General features: G+C 67.7%; 19 protein-coding genes. 5 read left to right on the top strand and 14 right to left on the bottom strand.

Going from position 1 to position 18,902, the window contains the following annotated elements; genetic code table 11:
* Positions 1 to 143: 143 nt before the first annotated feature.
* Positions 144 to 2,456 (bottom strand): ATP-dependent helicase, encoded by a 2,313-nt coding sequence (locus SGR02S_RS10535; RefSeq protein WP_067109008.1) that lies wholly within the window; start codon positions 2,454 to 2,456, stop codon positions 144 to 146.
* A 155-nt stretch (positions 2,457 to 2,611) separates the two neighbouring features.
* Between SGR02S_RS10535 and SGR02S_RS10530 the strand changes: the two genes are divergently transcribed.
* Positions 2,612 to 3,880, top strand: coding sequence for an MFS transporter (locus SGR02S_RS10530; protein ID WP_067109044.1), 1,269 nt, complete (start codon positions 2,612 to 2,614; stop codon positions 3,878 to 3,880).
* A 7-nt stretch (positions 3,881 to 3,887) separates the two neighbouring features.
* Here the strand turns inward: SGR02S_RS10530 and rsmD are convergent, their stop codons facing one another.
* On the bottom strand, positions 3,888 to 4,430 hold the full coding sequence (rsmD, locus tag SGR02S_RS10525) for a 16S rRNA (guanine(966)-N(2))-methyltransferase RsmD (RefSeq protein ID WP_067109005.1): 543 nt from the start codon (positions 4,428 to 4,430) through the stop codon (positions 3,888 to 3,890).
* A gap of 2 nt (positions 4,431 to 4,432) precedes the next feature.
* Complete coding sequence (locus SGR02S_RS10520) at positions 4,433 to 5,263, bottom strand: pseudouridine synthase (protein ID WP_067109001.1); 831 nt, start codon at positions 5,261 to 5,263, stop codon at positions 4,433 to 4,435.
* Positions 5,264 to 5,420: 157 nt separating this feature from the next.
* Between SGR02S_RS10520 and SGR02S_RS10515 the strand changes: the two genes are divergently transcribed.
* Positions 5,421 to 5,858 (top strand): response regulator, encoded by a 438-nt coding sequence (locus SGR02S_RS10515; RefSeq protein ID WP_067109041.1) that lies wholly within the window; start codon positions 5,421 to 5,423, stop codon positions 5,856 to 5,858.
* A 124-nt stretch (positions 5,859 to 5,982) separates the two neighbouring features.
* Positions 5,983 to 7,299: an AmpG family muropeptide MFS transporter gene (locus SGR02S_RS10510; protein WP_067109038.1), complete on the top strand. Its 1,317-nt coding sequence runs from the start codon at positions 5,983 to 5,985 to the stop codon at positions 7,297 to 7,299.
* A 5-nt stretch (positions 7,300 to 7,304) separates the two neighbouring features.
* On the opposite strand, the gene SGR02S_RS10505 is transcribed toward SGR02S_RS10510, so the two are convergent.
* The 5 genes from SGR02S_RS10505 to trpB form a co-directional block, all read right to left on the bottom strand.
* Positions 7,305 to 8,621 carry a bifunctional folylpolyglutamate synthase/dihydrofolate synthase gene (locus tag SGR02S_RS10505; RefSeq protein WP_067108998.1) on the bottom strand — a complete coding sequence of 439 codons (1,317 nt, stop codon included), beginning with the start codon at positions 8,619 to 8,621 and terminating at the stop codon, positions 7,305 to 7,307.
* A 126-nt stretch (positions 8,622 to 8,747) separates the two neighbouring features.
* Positions 8,748 to 9,599 (bottom strand): acetyl-CoA carboxylase, carboxyltransferase subunit beta, encoded by an 852-nt coding sequence (accD, locus tag SGR02S_RS10500; RefSeq protein WP_067108995.1) that lies wholly within the window; start codon positions 9,597 to 9,599, stop codon positions 8,748 to 8,750.
* Complete coding sequence (gene trpA / locus SGR02S_RS10495) at positions 9,596 to 10,384, bottom strand: tryptophan synthase subunit alpha (protein WP_067108992.1); 789 nt, start codon at positions 10,382 to 10,384, stop codon at positions 9,596 to 9,598. The genes accD and trpA overlap by 4 nt, the downstream gene beginning before the upstream one ends.
* Complete coding sequence (locus SGR02S_RS10490; RefSeq protein ID WP_067109035.1) at positions 10,381 to 10,725, bottom strand: endonuclease domain-containing protein; 345 nt, start codon at positions 10,723 to 10,725, stop codon at positions 10,381 to 10,383. Before SGR02S_RS10490 ends, trpA begins: the two co-directional genes overlap by 4 nt.
* Positions 10,726 to 10,805: 80 nt before the next feature.
* The gene (gene trpB, locus SGR02S_RS10485) at positions 10,806 to 12,038 is read right to left on the bottom strand and encodes a tryptophan synthase subunit beta (RefSeq protein ID WP_067108989.1); all 1,233 of its coding nucleotides are present in this window, start codon (positions 12,036 to 12,038) and stop codon (positions 10,806 to 10,808) included.
* Positions 12,039 to 12,131: 93 nt separating this feature from the next.
* Between trpB and SGR02S_RS10480 the strand changes: the two genes are divergently transcribed.
* Positions 12,132 to 13,496 (top strand): Gfo/Idh/MocA family protein, encoded by a 1,365-nt coding sequence (locus SGR02S_RS10480; RefSeq protein ID WP_218000131.1) that lies wholly within the window; start codon positions 12,132 to 12,134, stop codon positions 13,494 to 13,496.
* Here SGR02S_RS10480 and SGR02S_RS10475 read toward each other — a convergent pair.
* From SGR02S_RS10475 to purB, 4 genes are all read right to left on the bottom strand, one after another.
* Positions 13,490 to 14,125 (bottom strand): phosphoribosylanthranilate isomerase, encoded by a 636-nt coding sequence (locus tag SGR02S_RS10475; protein WP_067108986.1) that lies wholly within the window; start codon positions 14,123 to 14,125, stop codon positions 13,490 to 13,492. The two genes, SGR02S_RS10480 and SGR02S_RS10475, sit on opposite strands and share 7 nt — an antisense overlap.
* A gap of 122 nt (positions 14,126 to 14,247) precedes the next feature.
* On the bottom strand, positions 14,248 to 14,922 hold the full coding sequence (pyrF, locus tag SGR02S_RS10470; RefSeq protein WP_067108983.1) for an orotidine-5'-phosphate decarboxylase: 675 nt from the start codon (positions 14,920 to 14,922) through the stop codon (positions 14,248 to 14,250).
* Positions 14,919 to 15,248 carry a lipopolysaccharide assembly protein LapA domain-containing protein gene (locus tag SGR02S_RS10465; protein WP_067108980.1) on the bottom strand — a complete coding sequence of 110 codons (330 nt, stop codon included), beginning with the start codon at positions 15,246 to 15,248 and terminating at the stop codon, positions 14,919 to 14,921. The genes pyrF and SGR02S_RS10465 overlap by 4 nt, the downstream gene beginning before the upstream one ends.
* A 161-nt stretch (positions 15,249 to 15,409) precedes the next feature.
* The gene (gene purB / locus SGR02S_RS10460; RefSeq protein WP_067108977.1) at positions 15,410 to 16,726 is read right to left on the bottom strand and encodes an adenylosuccinate lyase; all 1,317 of its coding nucleotides are present in this window, start codon (positions 16,724 to 16,726) and stop codon (positions 15,410 to 15,412) included.
* 200 nt (positions 16,727 to 16,926) lie between these two features.
* Between purB and SGR02S_RS10455 the strand changes: the two genes are divergently transcribed.
* Positions 16,927 to 17,421, top strand: a complete 495-nt coding sequence (locus SGR02S_RS10455) for an EF-hand domain-containing protein (RefSeq protein ID WP_067108975.1) — start codon at positions 16,927 to 16,929, stop codon at positions 17,419 to 17,421.
* A 75-nt stretch (positions 17,422 to 17,496) separates the two neighbouring features.
* On the opposite strand, the gene rnk is transcribed toward SGR02S_RS10455, so the two are convergent.
* Positions 17,497 to 17,910 carry a nucleoside diphosphate kinase regulator gene (rnk, locus tag SGR02S_RS10450; RefSeq protein WP_076075432.1) on the bottom strand — a complete coding sequence of 138 codons (414 nt, stop codon included), beginning with the start codon at positions 17,908 to 17,910 and terminating at the stop codon, positions 17,497 to 17,499.
* Positions 17,911 to 18,175: 265 nt separating this feature from the next.
* Entirely contained in the window at positions 18,176 to 18,868 is a 693-nt protein-coding gene (gene radC, locus SGR02S_RS10445) for a RadC family protein (protein ID WP_067109026.1), read from the bottom strand.
* Positions 18,869 to 18,902 lie beyond the last annotated feature (34 nt).

Genomic DNA, 18,902 nt, shown 5'->3' with positions numbered 1-18,902 from the left:
CGAAGCAAGTTCAGGGTGACGAAAGGGACAAACCGTGTCGAAAATCCGAATCCCCAAAGACCATAAAGCCGCAAAAGACACATAATCGATGCACGTATACAGGACTTTTGTGGCTCTAAGCCCCCATCGTCCCGCCCACGCCCTCAGGCTGCGCGGACGAAGCCGTCGAGGACCCGCTTGGTGCCCGCCTGCTCGAATTCGACCTCCAGCTTGTTGCCGTCAACGTCGATGATCCGGCCGTAACCGAATTTCTCGTGAAAGACGCGCATGCCGATCGCCAGGTCGGCGCGCGGCTTCGCGCCGACCGAGGCGGCGGGGGCGCCTTCGCTCGGCGCAGGGGCCCGGGTGATGGTCGAGGACGCGGCCAGCGCGCGCTGCCATGCCGGGCCGCGGGTCGCCGTGCGTGCCGGGCTCTGCGTCGCGACATGCGCGAACGGGTCGCCTTGCGCCGACCAGTTGGCGCGCCAAAGCGACGCGCCGCCGCCGAAGCTATTCTCGCTGTCGACGAACTCGGGCGGAATCTCCGCGATGAAGCGGCTCGGGATGCTGCTCATCCACTGGCCGTAGATGCGGCGGTTGGCGGCGTGATAGATGCTCGCGCGCTGCCGGGCGCGGGTGATCGCGACATAGGCGAGGCGGCGCTCCTCCTCCAGGCTCGCGGTGCCGCCCTCGTCCATCGCGCGCTGCGACGGAAAGACGCCGTCCTCCCATCCGGCGAGGAAGACATGATCGAACTCGAGGCCTTTCGCGGCGTGGATCGTCATGATGGTGACGGTCTCCGTCTGATCGTCGTTGTCGCGATCCATGACGAGGCTGACATGCTCGAGGAAGGCTTCGAGCGAATCATATTCCTCCATCGCGCGGACGAGTTCGGAGAGGTTTTCGAGGCGTCCCGCCGCTTCGGCGCTGCGGTCGGCCTGAAGCATCGCGGTATAGCCCGATTCGTCGAGGATCAGCTGCGTCAGCTCGGGGTGCGGCAGGTCGTTCGCCTTCGCCTGCCAGCTGCGCATCATCGCGACGAAGTTCGCGAGCTGGCGGCGCGCCTGCGGCGTCAGCTCGTCGGTCTCGGTGATCCGCGCCGCGGCATGGAACAGCGGCGTGCGCTCGATCCGGGCGAACTGGTGGATGCGCGACACCGCCTTGTCGCCGAGCCCGCGCTTCGGCACGTTGACGATCCGTTCGAAGGCCAGGTCGTCGGCACTCGACTGGACGAGGCGCAGATAGGCGAGCGCGTCGCGAATCTCCGCGCGTTCGTAGAAGCGATATCCGCCGACGATGCGGTAGGGGAGGCCGATGGCGATGAAGCGATCCTCGAACTCGCGGGTCTGGAACTGCGCGCGGACGAGGATGGCGGCGCGGTCGAGGCTGGTGCCGCGGCGCTGGAGGTCTTCGAGCTCCTCGCCGATCCGCCGCGCTTCCTCGGGCCCGTCCCAGACGCCGACCACCCGAACCTTGTCGCCCGCGTCGAGATCGGTCCACAGCGTCTTGCCGAGCCGCCCTGAATTCTGCGCGATCAGCGCCGAGGCGGCGGCAAGAATCTGCGGGGTCGAGCGGTAATTCTGCTCGAGGCGGATCACTGTCGCGCCGGGGAAATCCTTTTCGAAACGCAGGATGTTCGCCACCTCGGCGCCGCGCCACGAATAGATCGACTGGTCGTCGTCGCCGACGCAGCAGATGTTCTTGCGCACCTGGGCGAGCAGGCGGAGCCAGAGATACTGGCTGGCGTTGGTGTCCTGATATTCGTCGACGAGGATATATTTGAAGCGCTGCTGATATTGTTCGAGCACGTCGCGGTGCGTCTTCAATATCACCAGCATGTGGAGCAGCAGGTCGCCGAAATCGCAGGCGTTCAGCGTCTTGAGCCGTGCCTGGTAAAGGGCATAGAAATGCTGCCCCTTGCCATCGGCATAGGCTTCGCGGTCCGCGGCGTCGAGGTCGGGCGGGGTCAGGCCGCGGTTCTTCCACTTGTCGATCAGCCCCGCGAGCTGGCGCGCCGGCCAGCGCTTCTCGTCGAGCCCCTCGGCCTGGATGAGCTGCTTGAGGACGCGAAGCTGGTCGTCGGTGTCGAGGATGGTGAAATTGCTCTGCAGCCCCACCAGTTCGGCGTGACGGCGCAGCATCTTCGCCGCGATGCTGTGAAAGGTGCCGAGCCACGGCATCCCCTCGACCGCGTCGCCGATCATCCGGCCGATGCGCTCGCGCATCTCGCGCGCCGCCTTGTTGGTGAAGGTGACGGCCAGGATTTCGGACGGCCACGCGCGACGCGTCGCGATGATGTGCGCCAGCCGCGCCGTCAGCGCCGCCGTCTTGCCGGTGCCCGCCCCCGCGAGCATCAGCACCGGGCCTTCGGTGGTCAGCACGGCCTGCCGCTGCGGGCCGTTCAGTCCCTGCAGATAGGGCGGGTCCGACGGGTGCGGCGGGGGAAGATCGGGCGGGGAGGCTGGGCGGCTGTTCACGCGCGAACGATTAGGGAACGGCGCCGATGCTGTCCAGTGCAAGGCGGCGGGACGCGGCGGCGCTGCGCGGCGGACGGTCTTTGGTCTTGCGCCGGAGCGCATGATCCGTTCAAAGCGACCCGCCATCACGAAGGGAAGGGGCGCCGCCCGTGGATCTGACACCCTATCGCGCGCAGGCGCGCATCCTGACCGCGAGCCTCGTCGGGACCGCGGTCGAATTCTACGATTTCTACATCTACGGCACCGCCGCGGCGCTGGTGTTCGGGCCGCTGTTCTTTCCGTCCGAATCACCCTCGGCGCAGTTGATGCTGAGCTTCATGAGCTTCGGGCTCGCTTTCCTGGCGCGGCCCGTCGGGGCGATCGTCTTCGGCCATTACGGCGACCGCATCGGCCGCAAGTCGACGCTCGTCGCCTCGCTGATGCTGATGGGCGCCTCGACGCTGCTGATCGCGTTCCTGCCGACTTATGCGATGGTCGGCTGGGTCGCGCCGCTGCTGCTGTGCATCCTGCGTTTCGGGCAGGGGTTCGGGCTCGGCGGCGAGTGGGGCGGGGCGGCGCTGCTGGCGGTCGAGAATGCGCCGCCGGGCTGGCGCGCGCGCTTCGGCATGTTTCCGCAGCTCGGCGCGCCGGTCGGCTTCATCGCCGCCAACGGCCTGTTCCTGCTGCTCGGCCTGTGGCTCAGCGATGCGGAGTTCGCGGCATGGGGCTGGCGCATCCCCTTTCTCGTCTCGGCGGTGCTCGTCGGGCTCGGGCTCTGGGTGCGGCTCAGGATCGGCGAGACGCCCGCCTTCGCCGACGCACTGGAAAGGCAGGCGCCGGTCGCGGTGCCGCTGGGCGAGCTGTTCCGCCGCCACCTCGTCCCGACGCTCGCGGGCACTTTCGCGGTCGTCGCCTGCTTCGCGATCTTCTATCTCGCGACCAGCTTCGCGCTGGCCCACGGGACGACGGCGCTTGGCTATCCGAAGGAGCAGTTCCTGCTGATCCAGCTCGGCGCGATCCTCTTCATGGCGGTGGGGATCGTCTATGCCGGTTACCGGAGCGACGCGGTCAGCGCGCAGCGGGTGCTGACCTGGGGGTGCGGCGCGACGATCCTCGTCGGCCTGCTGTTCGGGCCGTCGCTGGCGTCGCAGTCGTGGCCGCTCATCTTCCTCGGGCTCGCGGCGTCGCTGTTCGTCATGGGGCTGGTCTATGGCCCGCTCGGCAGCTGGCTGACCGCGCTGTTTCCCGTCGAGGTGCGCTACACCGGCGCGTCGGTCGCCTTCAACGTCGGCGGCATATTGGGCGGCGCGCTGGCGCCGATCATCGCGCAGGCGCTCGGCGACTGGGGCGGGACGCAGGTCGTCGGCCTCTATCTGGCGCTGGCCGGGGTCGTCAGCTGGATCGGGCTGCTGATGGTGCGCCGGCAGGGCGCCGCCGCCGGCTGAACGATGGTCAGGCGCGGCGCAGCAGGGTCAGCTTCGCCTTGCCGACGCGGCGCTCCGCCTCGATTCCGAAGCCGGGGACATCGACCGCTTCCCGGTCGGCGGTCTCGATCGAAACCCAGCTGTCGGGGCCGGCCCAGCCGAGGCGGGCCAGCTTGTCGAGCGCGACGCTGCCGGCGCCGGTGCCATAGGGCGCGTCGAACAGCAGCAGGTCGCAGGCGCGCGGCGCGGGACCGAGGGAAAGGACCGATCCGGCGCGAATCTCGGCGCGCTGCCCCGCACCCAGTGTCGCGAGGTTTTTCCGCAGCGCGTCGAGCGCGTCCCTGTCCTGCTCGCCGAACAGGCAGTGCGCGGCGCCGCGCGACAGCGCCTCGATGCCGAGCGCGCCCGAACCCGCGAACAGGTCGGCGACGTGCAGCCCCTCGAAACTGCCGAGGCGGCTCGCGAGCATCGAGAACAGCGTCTCGCGCGTGCGGTCCGCAGTCGGCCGCGTCGCGTCGTTCCGGGGCGCGAGCAGCTTGCGGCCGCGCCACTCGCCGGCGATCACCCGCATCCTCAGCCCATCCGCCGGCGAAACTGGAACAGCGCGTCGCGCGGCACGATCTCGACCGCCCCGCTGTCGAGCCCGTCGAGGGAGAAGGCGCCGTAGCGCGTCCGGATCAGCCGGCTGACCTGCAAGCTCAGATGTTCGAGCACGCGGCGCACCTCGCGGTTCTTGCCCTCGGTCAGCGTCAGTTCGATCCACTGGTTGCGCCCGGTGCGGCGTTCGAGGTTGGCGTCGATCTTTCCATAGCGGATGCCGTCGATGGTGATGCCGAGCGCCAGTTCCTCGAGCTGCGCCTGGCTGATCTCGCCAAAGGCGCGCGCGCGATAGCTGCGTTCGACCCCGCTCGAGGGCAGTTCGAGCTGGCGCTTGAATTCGCCGTCGTTGGTCAGCAGCAGCAGCCCCTCGGTGTTATAGTCGAGCCGCCCCACCGGCATCAGCCGCGGCAGGCCTTTGGGCAGGATGTCGTAGATCGTCTTGCGGCCCTTGGGGTCGCGCGCGGCGGTGAGGCAGCCCGCCGGCTTGTGGAAGCGATAGAGGCGTGTCGAGACCGGCTTCGCGACCGGATTGCCGTCGACCGTCAGGCCTTCGAGCGAGGAGAGCAGCGGCGCGGGCTGCGCGATCGCCTGGCCGTTCAGCGCGATGCGGCCTTCCTCGATCATCCGCTCGACGTCGCGGCGCGAGCCGACTCCGGCGCGGGCGAGCAGCTTGGCGATCCGTTGCGGCCCCTCTTCCTCGCGTTCGGCGGTGGCAGGGGGGCGGGGTTGCGCGGAACGCGCGGCGCGGCGGCCGCGCGGTGCGGCGGGCTGAGGGGCGGAGCGGGGCGGTCGGCGTGTCGTCATCGGAACGCAAGCGGCTTTCATGGCGTTGAGGGGGGAAGGAAACTGTGGCCTTGTGGTCACGCTCATAGCCGGAAACGCATCGCTTCGTCGATGGCATGCCGAAGCGATATTGCAGGACGGGCGAGAGCGCGCCATGGCGCCATCGAAGGGAGTTTTCATGCTCTTTGCGTCCCGCCCGTCGTGCATCAAGCGCCTGCTGGTCGTCGAAGACGATCCGCTGATCGCGTTCGACAACGAACGGACGCTGAAACACGCGGGCTACGACGTCGTCTCGACGGTCGATTCGGGCGAGGCTGCGGTGCAGGTGCTGGCGATCGACCAGATCGACGCGCTCGTCCTCGACCTGAATCTCGCGGGCCACATGACGGGGCGCGAGGTCGCCCGGATCGCGCGCGATCGCGGCATTGCGGTGCTGCTCGTCACCGGCCTGCCGCCCGAGGATGCCGCCGAGATCGCGCTCGCCTGCCTCGCCAAGCCGCACGCCGCCGCCGCGCTGATCGGCGCGCTGCGCGCGATCGAGACGATGATCTGCCAGAAGAAGAAGCCGCGCAAGATCAGCGGGCTTCAGACCTATTGGCGGCCCGAGGCAGCCTGAGGCGACCGGCCGCCGCCACGATCCGTCGGACCGCCAAATCACCGCTTCCAATTTGGCGCCAAGGCTTTAGGCCTTCATCACTCGATTGCCGGGGAAGGAGCGCCAGGTGCAGCCGCAGGAAACCATGACGCCGCCCCCGCAGGGATGGTGGGCCAGCGTCCACCCCTATCTGGAGCGGGCGCCGATCGCGGCCTTCCTGCTCGGCGTATCGTCGGGTTTTCCCTATGCGATGATCGGCGCGACGCTGACCACGCGACTCGCGCAGGACGGCATCGACAAGAAGACCGTCACCGCCTTCACGCTCGCCTTCCTCGTCTACAATCTCAAGCCGCTGTGGTCGTGGCTCGTCGACGGGGTGCGCCTGCCGCTGCTCGGGCGGATGGGGCAGCGCGTGTCGTGGATCATCCTGTCGGCGGTGCTGGTGATGGCGGCCGTGGCCAATCTGGCGTTGCAGGACCCGCAGGCCGATATTTACCGAACCGCCGTCGCGGCGATCCTCGTCGGGCTGGCGGGTGCGACCTTCGACATCGTGATCGACGCCTACCGCATCGAGATACTGAAGCCCGAACAACTCGGCATCGGGTCGGGCATGAGCCAGTATGGCTGGCGCATCGGCTCTGCGAGCGCCGGCGCGCTGGCGCTCTATCTCGCGGCCCGGCACGGATGGGAGCCGGCCTATCTGGCCTGCGCGCTGTTCGCCTTGCCCGCAGTCGTCGCGGCGCTGTGGGTCGGCGAACCCGAGCGACACCGCGATCCGACCGAACGCAAGGGCGGCAGCGCGATCATCCAGTCGATCGTCGGCCCGTTTGTCGAGTTCTTCCAGCGCCACGGCGCGCTGCTCGTCCTGCTCTTCATCCTCGTCCACAAGATCGGCGACACGCTTGCAAACCTGACCTTTCGCCTGCTGTTCGACGATCTTGGCTACACCAATGACGAAATCGCCATCTATGATGTCGGGATCGGATTCTGGGCCTATCTGATCGGCATCTTCATCGGCGGCATCCTGTACGCCCGCATGGGAATGAAGCGCTCGGTCCTGCTCAGCCTGGTGCTGATGGCGGTATCGAATTTCAGCTTCGCGCTGCTCGCTGCGACCGGCAAGAGCAATTGGGGAATGGCAGGCGCGATCGGGTTCGAGAATTTCGCGAGCGGCATCGGCGGTGTGGTGGTTGTCGCCTATTTCTCGGCGTTGTGCGACCTGCGCTTCACGGCGGCCCACTATGCGCTGATTTCATCCGCCGCGAGCATCATCGGGCGCTTCGTCACCGGGACGACCGCGGGCGCGCTGATCGAGCAGTTCGGCTATGTGCAATTCTATCTGCTCACGACCGCCGCGGCGGTGCCGGGAATCCTGCTTTTCTGGTGGATGATGCGGACCGGACTCGTCGACCTGTCGGTCGGCTCGGCCGGGAAAGCAGAAGGTGAAACCGCACCCGGATAGGCGTTTCAGTCGGGCAGTTCCCCGTTCGCCCTGAGCACTTCGCCCGCAAGATAGAGCGAGCCGGCGATCAGCAAGACCTCGCGCGCCGGATCGACCGCCAGCGCGCGCAAGGCGGCTTCGACGTCCGCGGCGGATCGCGCTTCGGGCCCGAAAGCCGCTGCATCATGATGCTCGTGCCCCGGCACCGGCACGACGGTCAGCGAAGCGAGGCGGTCGCGCAGCGGATCGAGGATCGCCTCGGGATGCTTGTTCGCGAGCATGCCCGCGATCAGATGGATGCGGCGCGGCTCGCAGGCGAAATGCCGTGCGAGCTGGAGGCCGGCATCGCCATTGTGCGCACCGTCGAGCCAGAACTCGGTCGCCGGCGGCAGCAGCCCGGTCAGCGGCCCCGTCCCCAATCGTTGCAGGCGCGCAGGCCAGAAGGCATCGGCGACGCCGTGCGCGATGGCGCCCGCGTCGGGCTTCGGCCCCGGCGCGATATGGAGCATCGCGATCGCCAGCCCCGCATTGCGCATCTGATGCAGCCCGACCATGCCCGGACGCAGCACCTCGGCCAATGTCCCGCCCATCGACGTCCAGCGGAAGGCGTCGCCGATGGGCTCTACCGACCAGGATTCGCCCTCCGCGAACGGCGCGACACCGGCCTCCTCGGCGCGGCGCGCGATGACGCGCTGCACGGCGCGCGGATAGGCGAGCGTCGCGAGCGCGCTGCCCGGCTTGACGATCCCGGCCTTTTCCCAAGCGATCCGCTCGGTTGGGGCGGACGGCGTTCCGGCCTCGGGGGCGAGCAGAAAGGCTTCGTGATCGATGCCGAGCGAGGCGATGCCGCACACCGCCGGCGCCGGGATGATGTTGGTCGCGTCGAGGCGTCCGCCGAGCCCGACCTCGAGGATGCAATCGTCGGCGGGATGGCGCGCAAAGGCGAGGAAGGCGACCGCGGTGGTGACCTCGAAGAAGCTCGCCCCCAGGTCGGCGGCTTCGTCCAGCACCTCCTCAAGCAGCGCCGCGAGCAGCCTGTCGTCGATCAACGCGCCGTCGATGCGGATACGTTCGTTGAAGCGGACGAGGTGCGGGCTGGTGTAGGCGTGGACGCGGCGGCCGCTCGCCTCCAGGATCGCGCGCAGATAGGCGCAGGTCGACCCCTTGCCGTTGGTCCCGGCGACGTGGAAGGTGCGCGGCAGGCGCTCGTGCGGATTGCCGAGACGACGACACAGTTCGGTGATGCGCTCCAGCCCGAGGATGTCGCGTCCCGGCGACAGCGCGGCGAGGCGGTCGAGCTGCGTCTGGACAGCGGGGTCGGCGGAATGGGCGTGGTCGGGCATATGGTTCACGCCTCTTTTTCGTCATTGCGAGCGGAGCGAAGCAATCTCCAGCTATCGGCGCGACATGGACGATGGCTGGAGGTTGTTTCGTCGCCTTCGGCTCCTCGCAATGACGCGGGGTGGAAGTCAGGCCGCCTTTTCGGGCGCCAGATAGGCGATCAGGCGGCCGAGCGTCGCGGGCAGCTCCTTGCGGTGCACGACCATGTCGATCATCCCATGTTCGAGCAGATATTCGGCGCGCTGGAATCCCTCGGGCAGTTTTTCGCGGATCGTATTCTCGATCACGCGTTGCCCCGCGAAGCCGATCAGCGCGTTGGGCTCGCTGATCTGCACGTCGCCGAGCATGGCATAGCTGGCGGTGACGCCGCCCGTCGTCGGGTCGGTGAGAAGGACGATATAGGGCAGCCCGGCGCGGCGCAGACGGGCGAGCGCGACGGTGGCGCGCGGCATCTGCATCAGCGACAGCGTGCCCTCCTGCATTCGCGCGCCGCCCGCCGCGGTGATCGCGACATAGGGACAGCCGCGCCGGATCGCCTGTTCGACCCCGGCGACGAAGGCCTCGCCGACCGCGACGCCCATCGAGCCGCCCATGAAGGCGAAATCCTGCACGCCGATCACCACCGGGCGGCCGTCGATGCGGCCGAAACCGTTCTGATAGGCATCGCGGTCGCCGGTCTGCGCGCGCGCCGCCTTGATGCGGTCGACATATTTCTTGGTGTCGCGAAACTTGAGCGGGTCTTCGGGCGCGGCGGGGGCGGGCAGAACCTCGTACAGGCCGCCGTCGAAAAGCTGCGCGAAGCGTTCCTTGGCGCCGATGCGGTCGTGATGGTCGCAGCGCGGACAGACGTTCAGATTGTCCTCCCACTCCTTGACGAAGACCATCTGCTGGCACTGGCGGCATTTGTGCCACAGATTGTCCGCCGTATCGCGCTTTGCGGCGAAGGGCAGGGCGTTGCGGACGCGTTCGAGCCAGCTCATGCGGCATTCTCCTTCGCGCCGTGAATAGCATCGGCGAGGGTGCGGGCGAAAGCCTCGACATGCGGAGGGGCGGCATCGCCGTGCGCGGCGATGATCTCGACCAGCGCCGATCCGACGACGACCCCGTCGGCGACCTTGGCGATCTGCGCGGCCTGTTCGGGGGTGCGGACGCCGAAGCCGACCACGACGGGCAGGTCGGTGGCGGCCTTCAGGCGCGCCACCGCATCTTCGATGCTCGCCTGCGCGGCCTGCTGGAGCCCGGTGATCCCCGCGACCGAGACATAATAGAGGAAGCCGCCCGCACCGTTCAGCACGTCGGGCAGGCGCGCCGCGTCGGTGGTCGGCGTGGCGAGGCGGATCGGGGCGACGCCGGCAGCGCGCAGCGCGGGGCCTAGCTCCGCGTCCTCCTCCGACGGGATATCGACGCAGATCACGCCGTCGACGCCCGCTTTCGCGCATTCGGCGGCGAACCATTCGGGCCCGCGGATCGTCATCGGGTTGGCATAGCCCATCAGGACGAGCGGCACTTGCGGATGGCGCGAGCGAAAGGCGGCCGCGATAGCGAAAATGTCCGCCGTGGTCGTGCCCTTGCCGAGCGCGCGCAGGTTGGCGGCCTGGATCGCGGGACCGTCGGCCATCGGATCGGTGAACGGCATGCCGAGTTCGATCACGTCGGCGCCCCCCGCGACCAGCGCGTCGAGGTTGGCGAGCGTATCGCCATCGCCCGCGGTGATGAAGGTGACGAGCGCGGAGCCTTTGGAAAAGGCCGAAGCGAAGCGAGTCATAGAACCCTCTCCCCTTCAGGGGAGAGGGTTGGGAGAGGGGGAGTCAAGAACGACGCAAGCTGCTCCAGAACCCCATCCATATTCGTCAACATGTCGCGGTTGGTAGATCTGATCACTCGATAACCCTGTTCTTCGAAATAAGCCGTCCTGGTCCGGTCATATGCCTCCTGACCTGCATGCGTGTCGCCGTCGATCTCTATCACCAGCATCGGCTCTCTGGACGAGAAATCGGCGATATACGGACCAATGACCTTTTGTCTGCGGAATTTGATTCCTTGAAAACGTGCCGCACGCAGTTCGAGCCACAAGCGGATTTCGGGCTCGGACTGTTCGCGGCGCATCTGCTTGGCGAACTCGATCAGCCTTCGGTCCCGCATTCGTCCCCCTCTCCCAACCCTCTCCCCTGAAGGGGAGAGGGCTTCTAGAGCGCCACCCCCAGCGCATCCGCGACCGTGAAGATATCCTTGTCGCCGCGGCCCGACAGGTTGACGATGATGATCTTGTCCTTGCCCAACGTCGGCGCGATCCGTTCGGCGGCGGCGATGGCGTGGGCCGACTCCAGCGCGGGGATGATGCCTTCCAGCTTCGTCAGCTTCTGGAAACTGGCGAGCGCCTCCGCATCGGTGACGGGTTCGTAGCGGACGCGGCCGATGTCGTGCAGCCAGGCATGCTCCGGACCGATGCCGGGATAGTCTAGGCCCGCCGAAATGCTGTGCGCCTCTGTGATCTGGCCGTCCTCGTCCTGCAACAGATAGGTCTTGTTGCCGTGGAGGATGCCGGGGCGGCCGCCCGCGAGGCTGGCGGCATGTTTCCTGTCGAGCCCTTCGCCCGCGGCCTCGACGCCGACGATCTCGACCTCGGCATCGTCGAGGAAGGGGTGAAAAAGGCCGATCGCGTTCGATCCGCCGCCGACGGGCGCGATCAGCATGTCGGGCAGGCGCCCCTCCGCCTTCAGGATCTGCGCCTTCGCTTCCTCGCCGATCACCGACTGGAAATCGCGGACCAGTTCGGGATAGGGGTGCGGGCCGGCGACGGTGCCGATGATGTAGAAGGTGTCGTGGACGTTGGCGACCCAGTGCCGCAGCGCCTCGTTCATCGCGTCCTTCAGCGTCTTCGCGCCCGATTCGACCGCGACCACTTCGGCGCCGAGCAGCTTCATGCGGAACACGTTGGGCTGCTGCCGCGCGACGTCGACCGCGCCCATGAAGATGGTGCAGGGCAGGCCGAACAGCGCCGCGACGGTTGCGGTCGCGACGCCGTGCTGCCCCGCGCCGGTCTCGGCGATGATCCGCGTCTTGCCCATCCGTTTCGCAAGCAGGATCTGGCCGATGCAATTGTTGATCTTGTGCGCGCCGGTGTGGTTCAGGTCCTCGCGCTTCAGATAGATTTTCGCGCCGCCCAGATGGGCCGTCAGCCGCTCGGCATGCCAGAGCGGGCTCGGGCGGCCGACATAATGTTCGAGCAGATGCTCGAACTCGGCCCTGAACGCCGGATCGGCCTGGGCGGCGCGATATTCGCGTTCGAGGTCGAGGATCAGCGGCATCAGCGTTTCGGCGACATAGCGGCCCCCGAAGGCGCCGAAATGACCGCGCGCATCGGGCCCGGTGCGCAGGCTGTTCGATAGGGCGGAGCGGGGGGGAGCGGCTTCGGTCATGGCTGGCTGTGTCCCTTAGGCGCTATGACGCCCTTGTCCATAGCCTCGATGCGCTTCAAACAGCGGTGAGGGTCACGGCAAGGAGGCAGACGGATGAGCGGGGGCATGAATCGGCGCGAATTGTTGATGGCGGGCGGCGCGGCGTTGGCCACGGCGGCGGCGGCACCGGCCATCGCGCGGGACCGCGGCGGATCGCGGCTGCGGATCGGCATCATCGGCACCGGCGAGCGCGGACGCGTGCACCTGCGCGAACTGCTGCGCCGCGACGACGTCGACGTGACCGCGATCGCCGACATCGACCCCTTCGTGCTCGAAGCCGCGAAGGGGCAGTTCGATGCGGCGGGAAAGCCGCGCCCCGCGAGCTTCACCGGCGACGCCGAGGCGTGGCGTGCGATGCTGAAACCCGGAACGCTCGACGGCGTGCTGATCGTCACGCCGTGGGAATGGCACAAGCCGATGGCGATCGCGGCGATGGAGGCGCGCGTCGCGGTGGGGTGCGAAGTCGTCGCAGGCATCACGCTTCAGGACCATTGGGACGTGTTGGCGGCGCATGAGGCGACGCGCACGCCCTATATGCTGCTGGAAAATGTCTGCTATCGCCGCGACGTCATGGCGGTCCTGAACATGGTGCGGCAGGCCCTGTTCGGCGAGATGATCCACCTCGAAGGCGGCTATCAGCACGATCTGCGCGACGTGAAATTCAATTCGGGCATTCCCGGCCGTCCCTATGGCGGCGGCGCCGAATTCGGCGCGAAGGGCTGGTCAGAGGCGCGCTGGCGGACCGATCACAGCGTCCGGCGCAACGGCGACCTCTATCCCAGCCACGGCATCGGCCCCTGCGCGATGTGGGCGAATATCAACCGCGGCAACCGCTTCACCCGGCTGACCAGCTATGCGAGCAAGGCGCGCGGATTGCACGATCATGTGGTCGCGCAGGGCGGCGCGGACCACCCCAATGCGGCGGTGCGTTTCGCGCTGGGCGACGTCGTGACGACCAGCATCGCCTGCGCCAATGGCGAGACGATCCGGCTGACCCACGATACTAACCTGCCGCGCCCCTATTCGCTCGGTTTCCGGGTGCAGGGCACGCGCGGATTGTGGATGGACGTCGCCAAATCGCTCTACATCGAAGGCCGCAGCCCCGAACCGCATCGCTGGGAGCCGGCGGAGACGGTGCTCGACCAGTACGACCATCCGTTGTGGAAACGTCACGCCGACCGGGCGGTCGGGGCCGGGCATGGCGGGATGGACTGGTTCGCTCTCAACGCCTTTGTCGAGGCGCTGAAGGCCGGCGCGCCGATGCCGATCGACATTTACGACGCGCTGACGTGGAGCGCGATCACGCCGCTGTCCGAACAGTCGATCGCAGAGGATAACCGGACGCTGGAGTTCCCCGACTTCACGCGCGGTGCGTGGCGCGAACGGCGGCAGGATTTCGCGCTGGGCGACGCCTATTGAGCGGCGCGCACCGCCGCGCAGAAAGCGGCGATCCGGTCCAGATCCTTGACCCCGGGCGCGCTTTCGACGCCCGAGGAGACATCGACGAGCGGCGCGCGCGTCGCCGCGATCGCGGCGGCGACATTGTCGGGAGTCAGGCCGCCGGCGATGCCCCAGTCGATCGTGTGACGGTGGTTGGCGAGCAGCGACCAGTCGAAACGCGCGCCGTTGCCGCCGGGCAGCGCCGAGGCGGGGGCATCGAACAGGATGCGGTCGGCAATGCCGCGATATTTCTCGATCCGCTCCAGCGTCCCCGCGTCCTTGAGCCCGATCGCCTTCCATATCTCCGCCGGAACCAGCCGCTTCACGACCGCGAGCCACTCGGGGGTCTCGGTGCCGTGGAACTGGACGACATCGGGCCGCACTGCGGCGAGCGCCTGGCCGGTGAGTTGCTGCGAGGCGTTGACGAGCAGCAACACCACCTTGACATGCGCCCCGGCACGGCGCCGCAATTCGGCGGCGGTCCGAAGGTCGACATGCCGCGGGCTCGGCTCGTAATGGACAAGTCCGATGTAGGCCGCGCCCTGTTCGATGGCCGCATCGACCGCTTCGGGTGTCGAGAGACCGCAGATCTTGATGAGTGGTGGCATGTTTCGAAGTTTCTGCTCGCAAGTCCGTTCGCATCGAGCGAAGTCGAGATGCCCCTCGACCTTGGCTGTTCCGATGGGTGTCTCGACTTCGCTCGACACGAACGGGATTCAATGTGGGGTTCCTAAAGCGTCGCCTCGATCGCGCGCGCTGCGAGGTCGGGGTCGTCGGACTGGCTGATCGGGCGTCCGACGACGAGGATCGAGGCGCCGTCGGCCATCGCCTCGGCCGGGGTGACGACGCGTTTCTGGTCGCCCGGCTTGCCGTTGGCGGGGCGGACGCCGGGAACGACGAAGAAGCCGCCGGGCCAGGCCGCGCGCGCGGCCTTGACCTCCTGCCCCGAGCAGACGATGCCGTCGAGGCCGGCGCTGCGCGCCAGCGCCGCGAGGCGCACCACCTGATCGTGCGGAGTGCCGCCGACGCCGATGTCGTCGAGGTCGGGCGAATCGAGGCTGGTCAGCACGGTCACGGCGACCACCTTGGTGTTCGCGCCCGCCGCCGCTTTCGCTTCCTCCATCATCGCGCGGCCACCCGCGCCATGGATGGTCAGGATCGCCGGTTCGAGCGGGCGGAGCGCCTGGATCGCCTTGGCCACCGTGTTCGGAATGTCGTGGAGCTTGAGGTCGAGAAAGATCGGCAGACCCAGCTTCGCCATTTCGAGCACGCCATGATGCCCGTTGGCGCAGAAGAATTCGAGCCCGAGCTTCAGCCCGCCGACGTGATGGCGGACCTTCTGCGCCAGCGTCTGCGCAGCGTCGAGGTGCGGCGTGTCGATGGCGAGATAGAGCGGCGACGTCATGCGGACTCCAGGGGCGAGGGCGGGATATCGTTGACCGGCACGGTGGGAGGCGCGGGATCGGCGGGGCGATTGGCCATCGCGCGCAGGTCGGCGAGCTGGCGCTCGCTCGCATCGAGACGGCGCTTCAGCGACCAGCGCGTCGCGCGCAGCGCGATCCACGTCGGCAGGCTGCCCAGCGCGAAGGCGACGAGCACGATCACCGGCAGCTTGGTCTCGGCTTCCCAGCCCGGCCAGATGGTCACCGTCACCGCGTTCCAGTTCGCGAAGGCGAACAGCAGCAGGACGATGGTCAGCAGGACCCAGATGATGGTGCGCAGGATTCCCACTGTTCCGCTCCTTGCTTGGCCTCGGACGGTTTCTAGGCGACTTCGGCTCCGGACGCCAGCCTAGAGCATTCTGAAGTCGGCTGGCACAGCCGACGACTCGCAGAATGCGGAAAACGAAAGCAAATAGAGCAATGGCCGATTCAATCTAATCGGCCGTTGCTCTATGCGGCTCCAAAGACGCGCGCGAAGATCGTATCGACATGCTTCATATGATAACCGAGGTCGAACAGGTCCGTGAGCTGCTCGGCGGACAGGCGCGCGGTGACGTCGGCATCGGCCTTCAGCAGGTCGAGCAGCGACAGCTGCCCATCCGATTCCCAGACCTTCATCGCATTGCGCTGGACCAGCGCATAGCTGTCCTCGCGGCTCGCGCCCGCCTGCGTCAGCGCCAGCAGGACGCGCTGCGAATGCACGAGCCCGCCCATGCGATCGAGATTCTTCTGCATCCGCGCGGGATAGACGAGCAGCTTGTCGACCACGCCGGTCAGCCGCGCGAGCGCGAAGTCGAGCGTGACCGTCGCGTCGGGACCGATGAAGCGCTCGACCGACGAATGGCTGATGTCGCGTTCGTGCCACAGCGCGACATTCTCCAGCGCCGGAGTCACCGCGCTGCGCACCATGCGCGCAAGCCCGGTCAGATTCTCGGTGAGCACCGGGTTGCGCTTGTGCGGCATCGCCGACGAGCCCTTCTGGCCCGGCGAGAAATATTCCTCGGCCTCCAGCACCTCGGTGCGCTGGAGGTGGCGGATCTCGACCGAGAGCCGCTCGATCGACGAGGCGATGACGCCCAGCGTGGCAAAGAACATCGCGTGGCGGTCGCGCGGGATGACCTGGGTCGAGACGGGCTCGATCGCGAGGCCGAGCTTTGCCGCGACATGCGCCTCGACGCGCGGGTCGATATTGGCGAAGGTGCCGACCGCGCCCGAAATGGCGCAGGTCGCGATCTCGGCGCGCGCCGCGATCAGGCGGGTCCTGCACCGCGCGAATTCGGCATAGGCTTCGGCGAGCTTGAGCCCGAAGGTGACGGGTTCGGCGTGGATACCGTGACTGCGGCCGATCGTCGGGGTAAGCTTGTGCTCATGGGCGCGGCGCTTGATCGCCTCGAGCAGCGCGTCGAGATCGGCGAGCAATATGTCGGCCGCCTGCGTCAGCTGCACGGCAAGGCAGGTGTCGAGCACGTCGCTCGACGTCATGCCCTGATGCATGAAGCGCGCTTCGTCGCCGACATGCTCCGCGACCCATGTCAGGAAGGCGATGACGTCATGCTTCGTCACCGCCTCGATGGCGTCGATCGCCGCGACGTCGATCGCCGGTTCGGTCGCCCACCAGTCCCACAATGCCTTGGCCGCCGATTGCGGCACGACCCCCAGTTCGGCCAGCGCGTCGGTCGCGTGCGCCTCGATCTCGAACCAGATGCGATAGCGATTCTCGGGCGACCAGATCGCGGTCATCTGGGGCCGGGCGTAACGCGGAACCATTGAATTTCCTTCCTTTTGCGGCGCCTTGTCGCGTTATGCAGGCGGAATCGCGACCAGCCGCCCCCTAGCAGGGGCAGGCGGCTACGCCAATCGGGCGCCTGCGGCAACTTTCGCGGCGCGCGGGCGGTTGTTCTCATGCCCCTTCGAACAAGGCCGCGGGTTGTCGAATCCGGCCCCGTCGCCGCCAATGGAGACAGATCATGTTGAAACATATGCTTTTGATCGGCGCGGCCGCGGTGAGTTTCCCCGCGTTCGCGCAGACGGAAACCCCGCCGCCCGACGATGCGACGCAGACCGCGCCCGAAACGATGCCGCCGGCCGACACGACCGCACCGGCACCGGTCGAACCGGACACGCCGCCGCCTGTCGACGACATGACGGCCCAGCCGGCTCCGTCGAGCCCGCCGCCGCAGTCGAGTCCTGCCCCGTCGGACGGCGCTGCGACCCCGAGCCAGATCGCGCAGATCGTCGAGCAGGAATTCCCTACCTATGACGGCGATGCGAACGGCGAACTCAGCGAGACGGAATTCTCCGCCTGGATGAAGAAGCTGCGCACCGCGACCGACCCGACGGTCGATCCCGAATCGGAGCAGGTGAAGAGCTGGGTTGCCCAGGCGTTCGGCGCCGCCGATGCCGACAAGTCGGGTGGCGTCAGCAAGACCGAACTTATCGGCTTCCTGTCGCGCGGCGCCTGAATGCGCCCCTAACACGGCGGAACAGCCGTCGGAGCGATCCGGCGGCTGTTTCCGTTTGTCCGCGGTGCGCGTGGATCAGGCGGCTTCGGCCTGTGTGACGCGGACGATCGACAGGTTATGATCCTGCCCGTCGCGGTCGGGCCAGCGGATGGTCTGGCCCTCGCGCAGGCCGATCAGTCCCGCCCCGACCGGGGTCAGGATCGAGATGCGGCCCGCGGAGATATCGGCGTCGCGCGGGTAGACGAGTTGCAGGGTCCGCGCCGCGCCGCTGTTCTCGTCGACGAACTCGACGGTCGAGCGCATCGTCACGACATCGGACGGAATGCGCTCGGCCTTGTGGATGGTGGCGCGCGCGATTTCGTTCAGCAGCATTTCGCTGACCTGCGGCAGATCGTCTTCCTTGGCGATAGCAAGGTCGGTCAGCGCGTCGGCTTCGGTATCGATCATGTGGATGGGCGGCCGGCGGGTCGCCTTGCTGGTGGTCGTCATGGGTTCTTTTTTTCCGAAAGAGGATTGCGGGCGAGGCTCGGCTGCGCCGCTGGAATCGGGTTGGGTGGATTTTCGCCCCGGGTTCGGGGCAGGAGGCACCGGACCCGGGGCTAGAGGCCCACGAGAATCTGACCCGCGCGGAGGTCGAAACGGGAAGGGGTGCACTGAGTCGGCATGGCGCGATGATGTCGTGCCGCGCAGCGCAAGTCAAACATTCCGATGGTGTCGCGGCGCGGGCCGGAGCCGGACGCGCGTCCGCGCCGTCTTACAACAGGCCCATCGCGCGGAAGCTGCGATGATCGCCGCCGCTGATGATGATGTGATCGTGGAGCGCGATCCCCAGCTTCCGCGCCGCCTCCGCGACGTCGCGGGTGATCGCGATGTCCTGCCGGCTCGGTTCGGGGCTGCCGCTCGGGTGGTTGTGGACGAGGACGATCGCCGCCGCGCCCAGTTCGAGCGCGCGCTTGACGACCTCGCGGACATAGATGGCGGACTGGTCGATCGACCCTTCGCTCATCACCTCGTCGCGGATCAGCATGTTGCGCGCGTTGAGGTAGAGGACGCGGACGCGTTCGATGTCGATCGGCCCCATGTCGGCGCGCAGCCAGTCGAGCAGCGCGTCCCAGCTCGACAGCAGGGGCCGGTCGCGAAATTCGCCCTTCAGCATCCGCAGGCTCGCGGCCTGGACGATCTTCAGCGCGGCGACCGCCGTGTCGCCCATGCCGGCGACCCGGCGCAGCGATTCGGGGTCGGCGCTGACGAGCTGCGCCAGCGAACCGAATTCGCGCAGCAGCGCCTTGGCGAGCGGCTTGGTGTCGCGACGCGGAATGGCGAGCGCGAGCAGATATTCGACCAGCTCGTAATCGGCCATGCCATCGGCATCGCCGCCGAGCAGCCGCGCGCGCAAGCGGGCGCGATGACCGGCGTGATCCGGGATCGGGGCGGGCGCGTCGGCCATGTCGGGACCGGAATAACCGCCTTGTGAGGCACGC

Source organism: Sphingopyxis granuli NBRC 100800 (assembly GCF_001591045.1).
Taxonomy (GTDB): domain Bacteria; phylum Pseudomonadota; class Alphaproteobacteria; order Sphingomonadales; family Sphingomonadaceae; genus Sphingopyxis; species Sphingopyxis granuli.
Note: the sequence above shows the minus strand (reverse complement) of the source record. Positions and strands in the feature narration are given on the sequence as shown.

Coding starts and splice junctions, on each gene's coding strand:
- rsmD (WP_067109005.1), bottom strand. CDS start 4,430: ATGCGGGTGATCGCCGGCGAGTGGCGCGGCCGCAAGCTGCTCGCGCCC.
- SGR02S_RS10520 (WP_067109001.1), bottom strand. CDS start 5,263: ATGACGACACGCCGACCGCCCCGCTCCGCCCCTCAGCCCGCCGCACCG.
- SGR02S_RS10515 (WP_067109041.1), top strand. CDS start 5,421: ATGCTCTTTGCGTCCCGCCCGTCGTGCATCAAGCGCCTGCTGGTCGTC.
- SGR02S_RS10510 (WP_067109038.1), top strand. CDS start 5,983: ATGACGCCGCCCCCGCAGGGATGGTGGGCCAGCGTCCACCCCTATCTG.
- SGR02S_RS10505 (WP_067108998.1), bottom strand. CDS start 8,621: ATGCCCGACCACGCCCATTCCGCCGACCCCGCTGTCCAGACGCAGCTC.
- accD (WP_067108995.1), bottom strand. CDS start 9,599: ATGAGCTGGCTCGAACGCGTCCGCAACGCCCTGCCCTTCGCCGCAAAG.
- trpA (WP_067108992.1), bottom strand. CDS start 10,384: ATGACTCGCTTCGCTTCGGCCTTTTCCAAAGGCTCCGCGCTCGTCACC.
- SGR02S_RS10490 (WP_067109035.1), bottom strand. CDS start 10,725: ATGCGCCGCGAACAGTCCGAGCCCGAAATCCGCTTGTGGCTCGAACTG.
- trpB (WP_067108989.1), bottom strand. CDS start 12,038: ATGACCGAAGCCGCTCCCCCCCGCTCCGCCCTATCGAACAGCCTGCGC.
- SGR02S_RS10480 (WP_218000131.1), top strand. CDS start 12,132: ATGAGCGGGGGCATGAATCGGCGCGAATTGTTGATGGCGGGCGGCGCG.
- SGR02S_RS10475 (WP_067108986.1), bottom strand. CDS start 14,125: ATGCCACCACTCATCAAGATCTGCGGTCTCTCGACACCCGAAGCGGTC.
- pyrF (WP_067108983.1), bottom strand. CDS start 14,922: ATGACGTCGCCGCTCTATCTCGCCATCGACACGCCGCACCTCGACGCT.
- purB (WP_067108977.1), bottom strand. CDS start 16,726: ATGGTTCCGCGTTACGCCCGGCCCCAGATGACCGCGATCTGGTCGCCC.
- SGR02S_RS10455 (WP_067108975.1), top strand. CDS start 16,927: ATGTTGAAACATATGCTTTTGATCGGCGCGGCCGCGGTGAGTTTCCCC.
- rnk (WP_076075432.1), bottom strand. CDS start 17,910: ATGACGACCACCAGCAAGGCGACCCGCCGGCCGCCCATCCACATGATC.
- radC (WP_067109026.1), bottom strand. CDS start 18,868: ATGGCCGACGCGCCCGCCCCGATCCCGGATCACGCCGGTCATCGCGCC.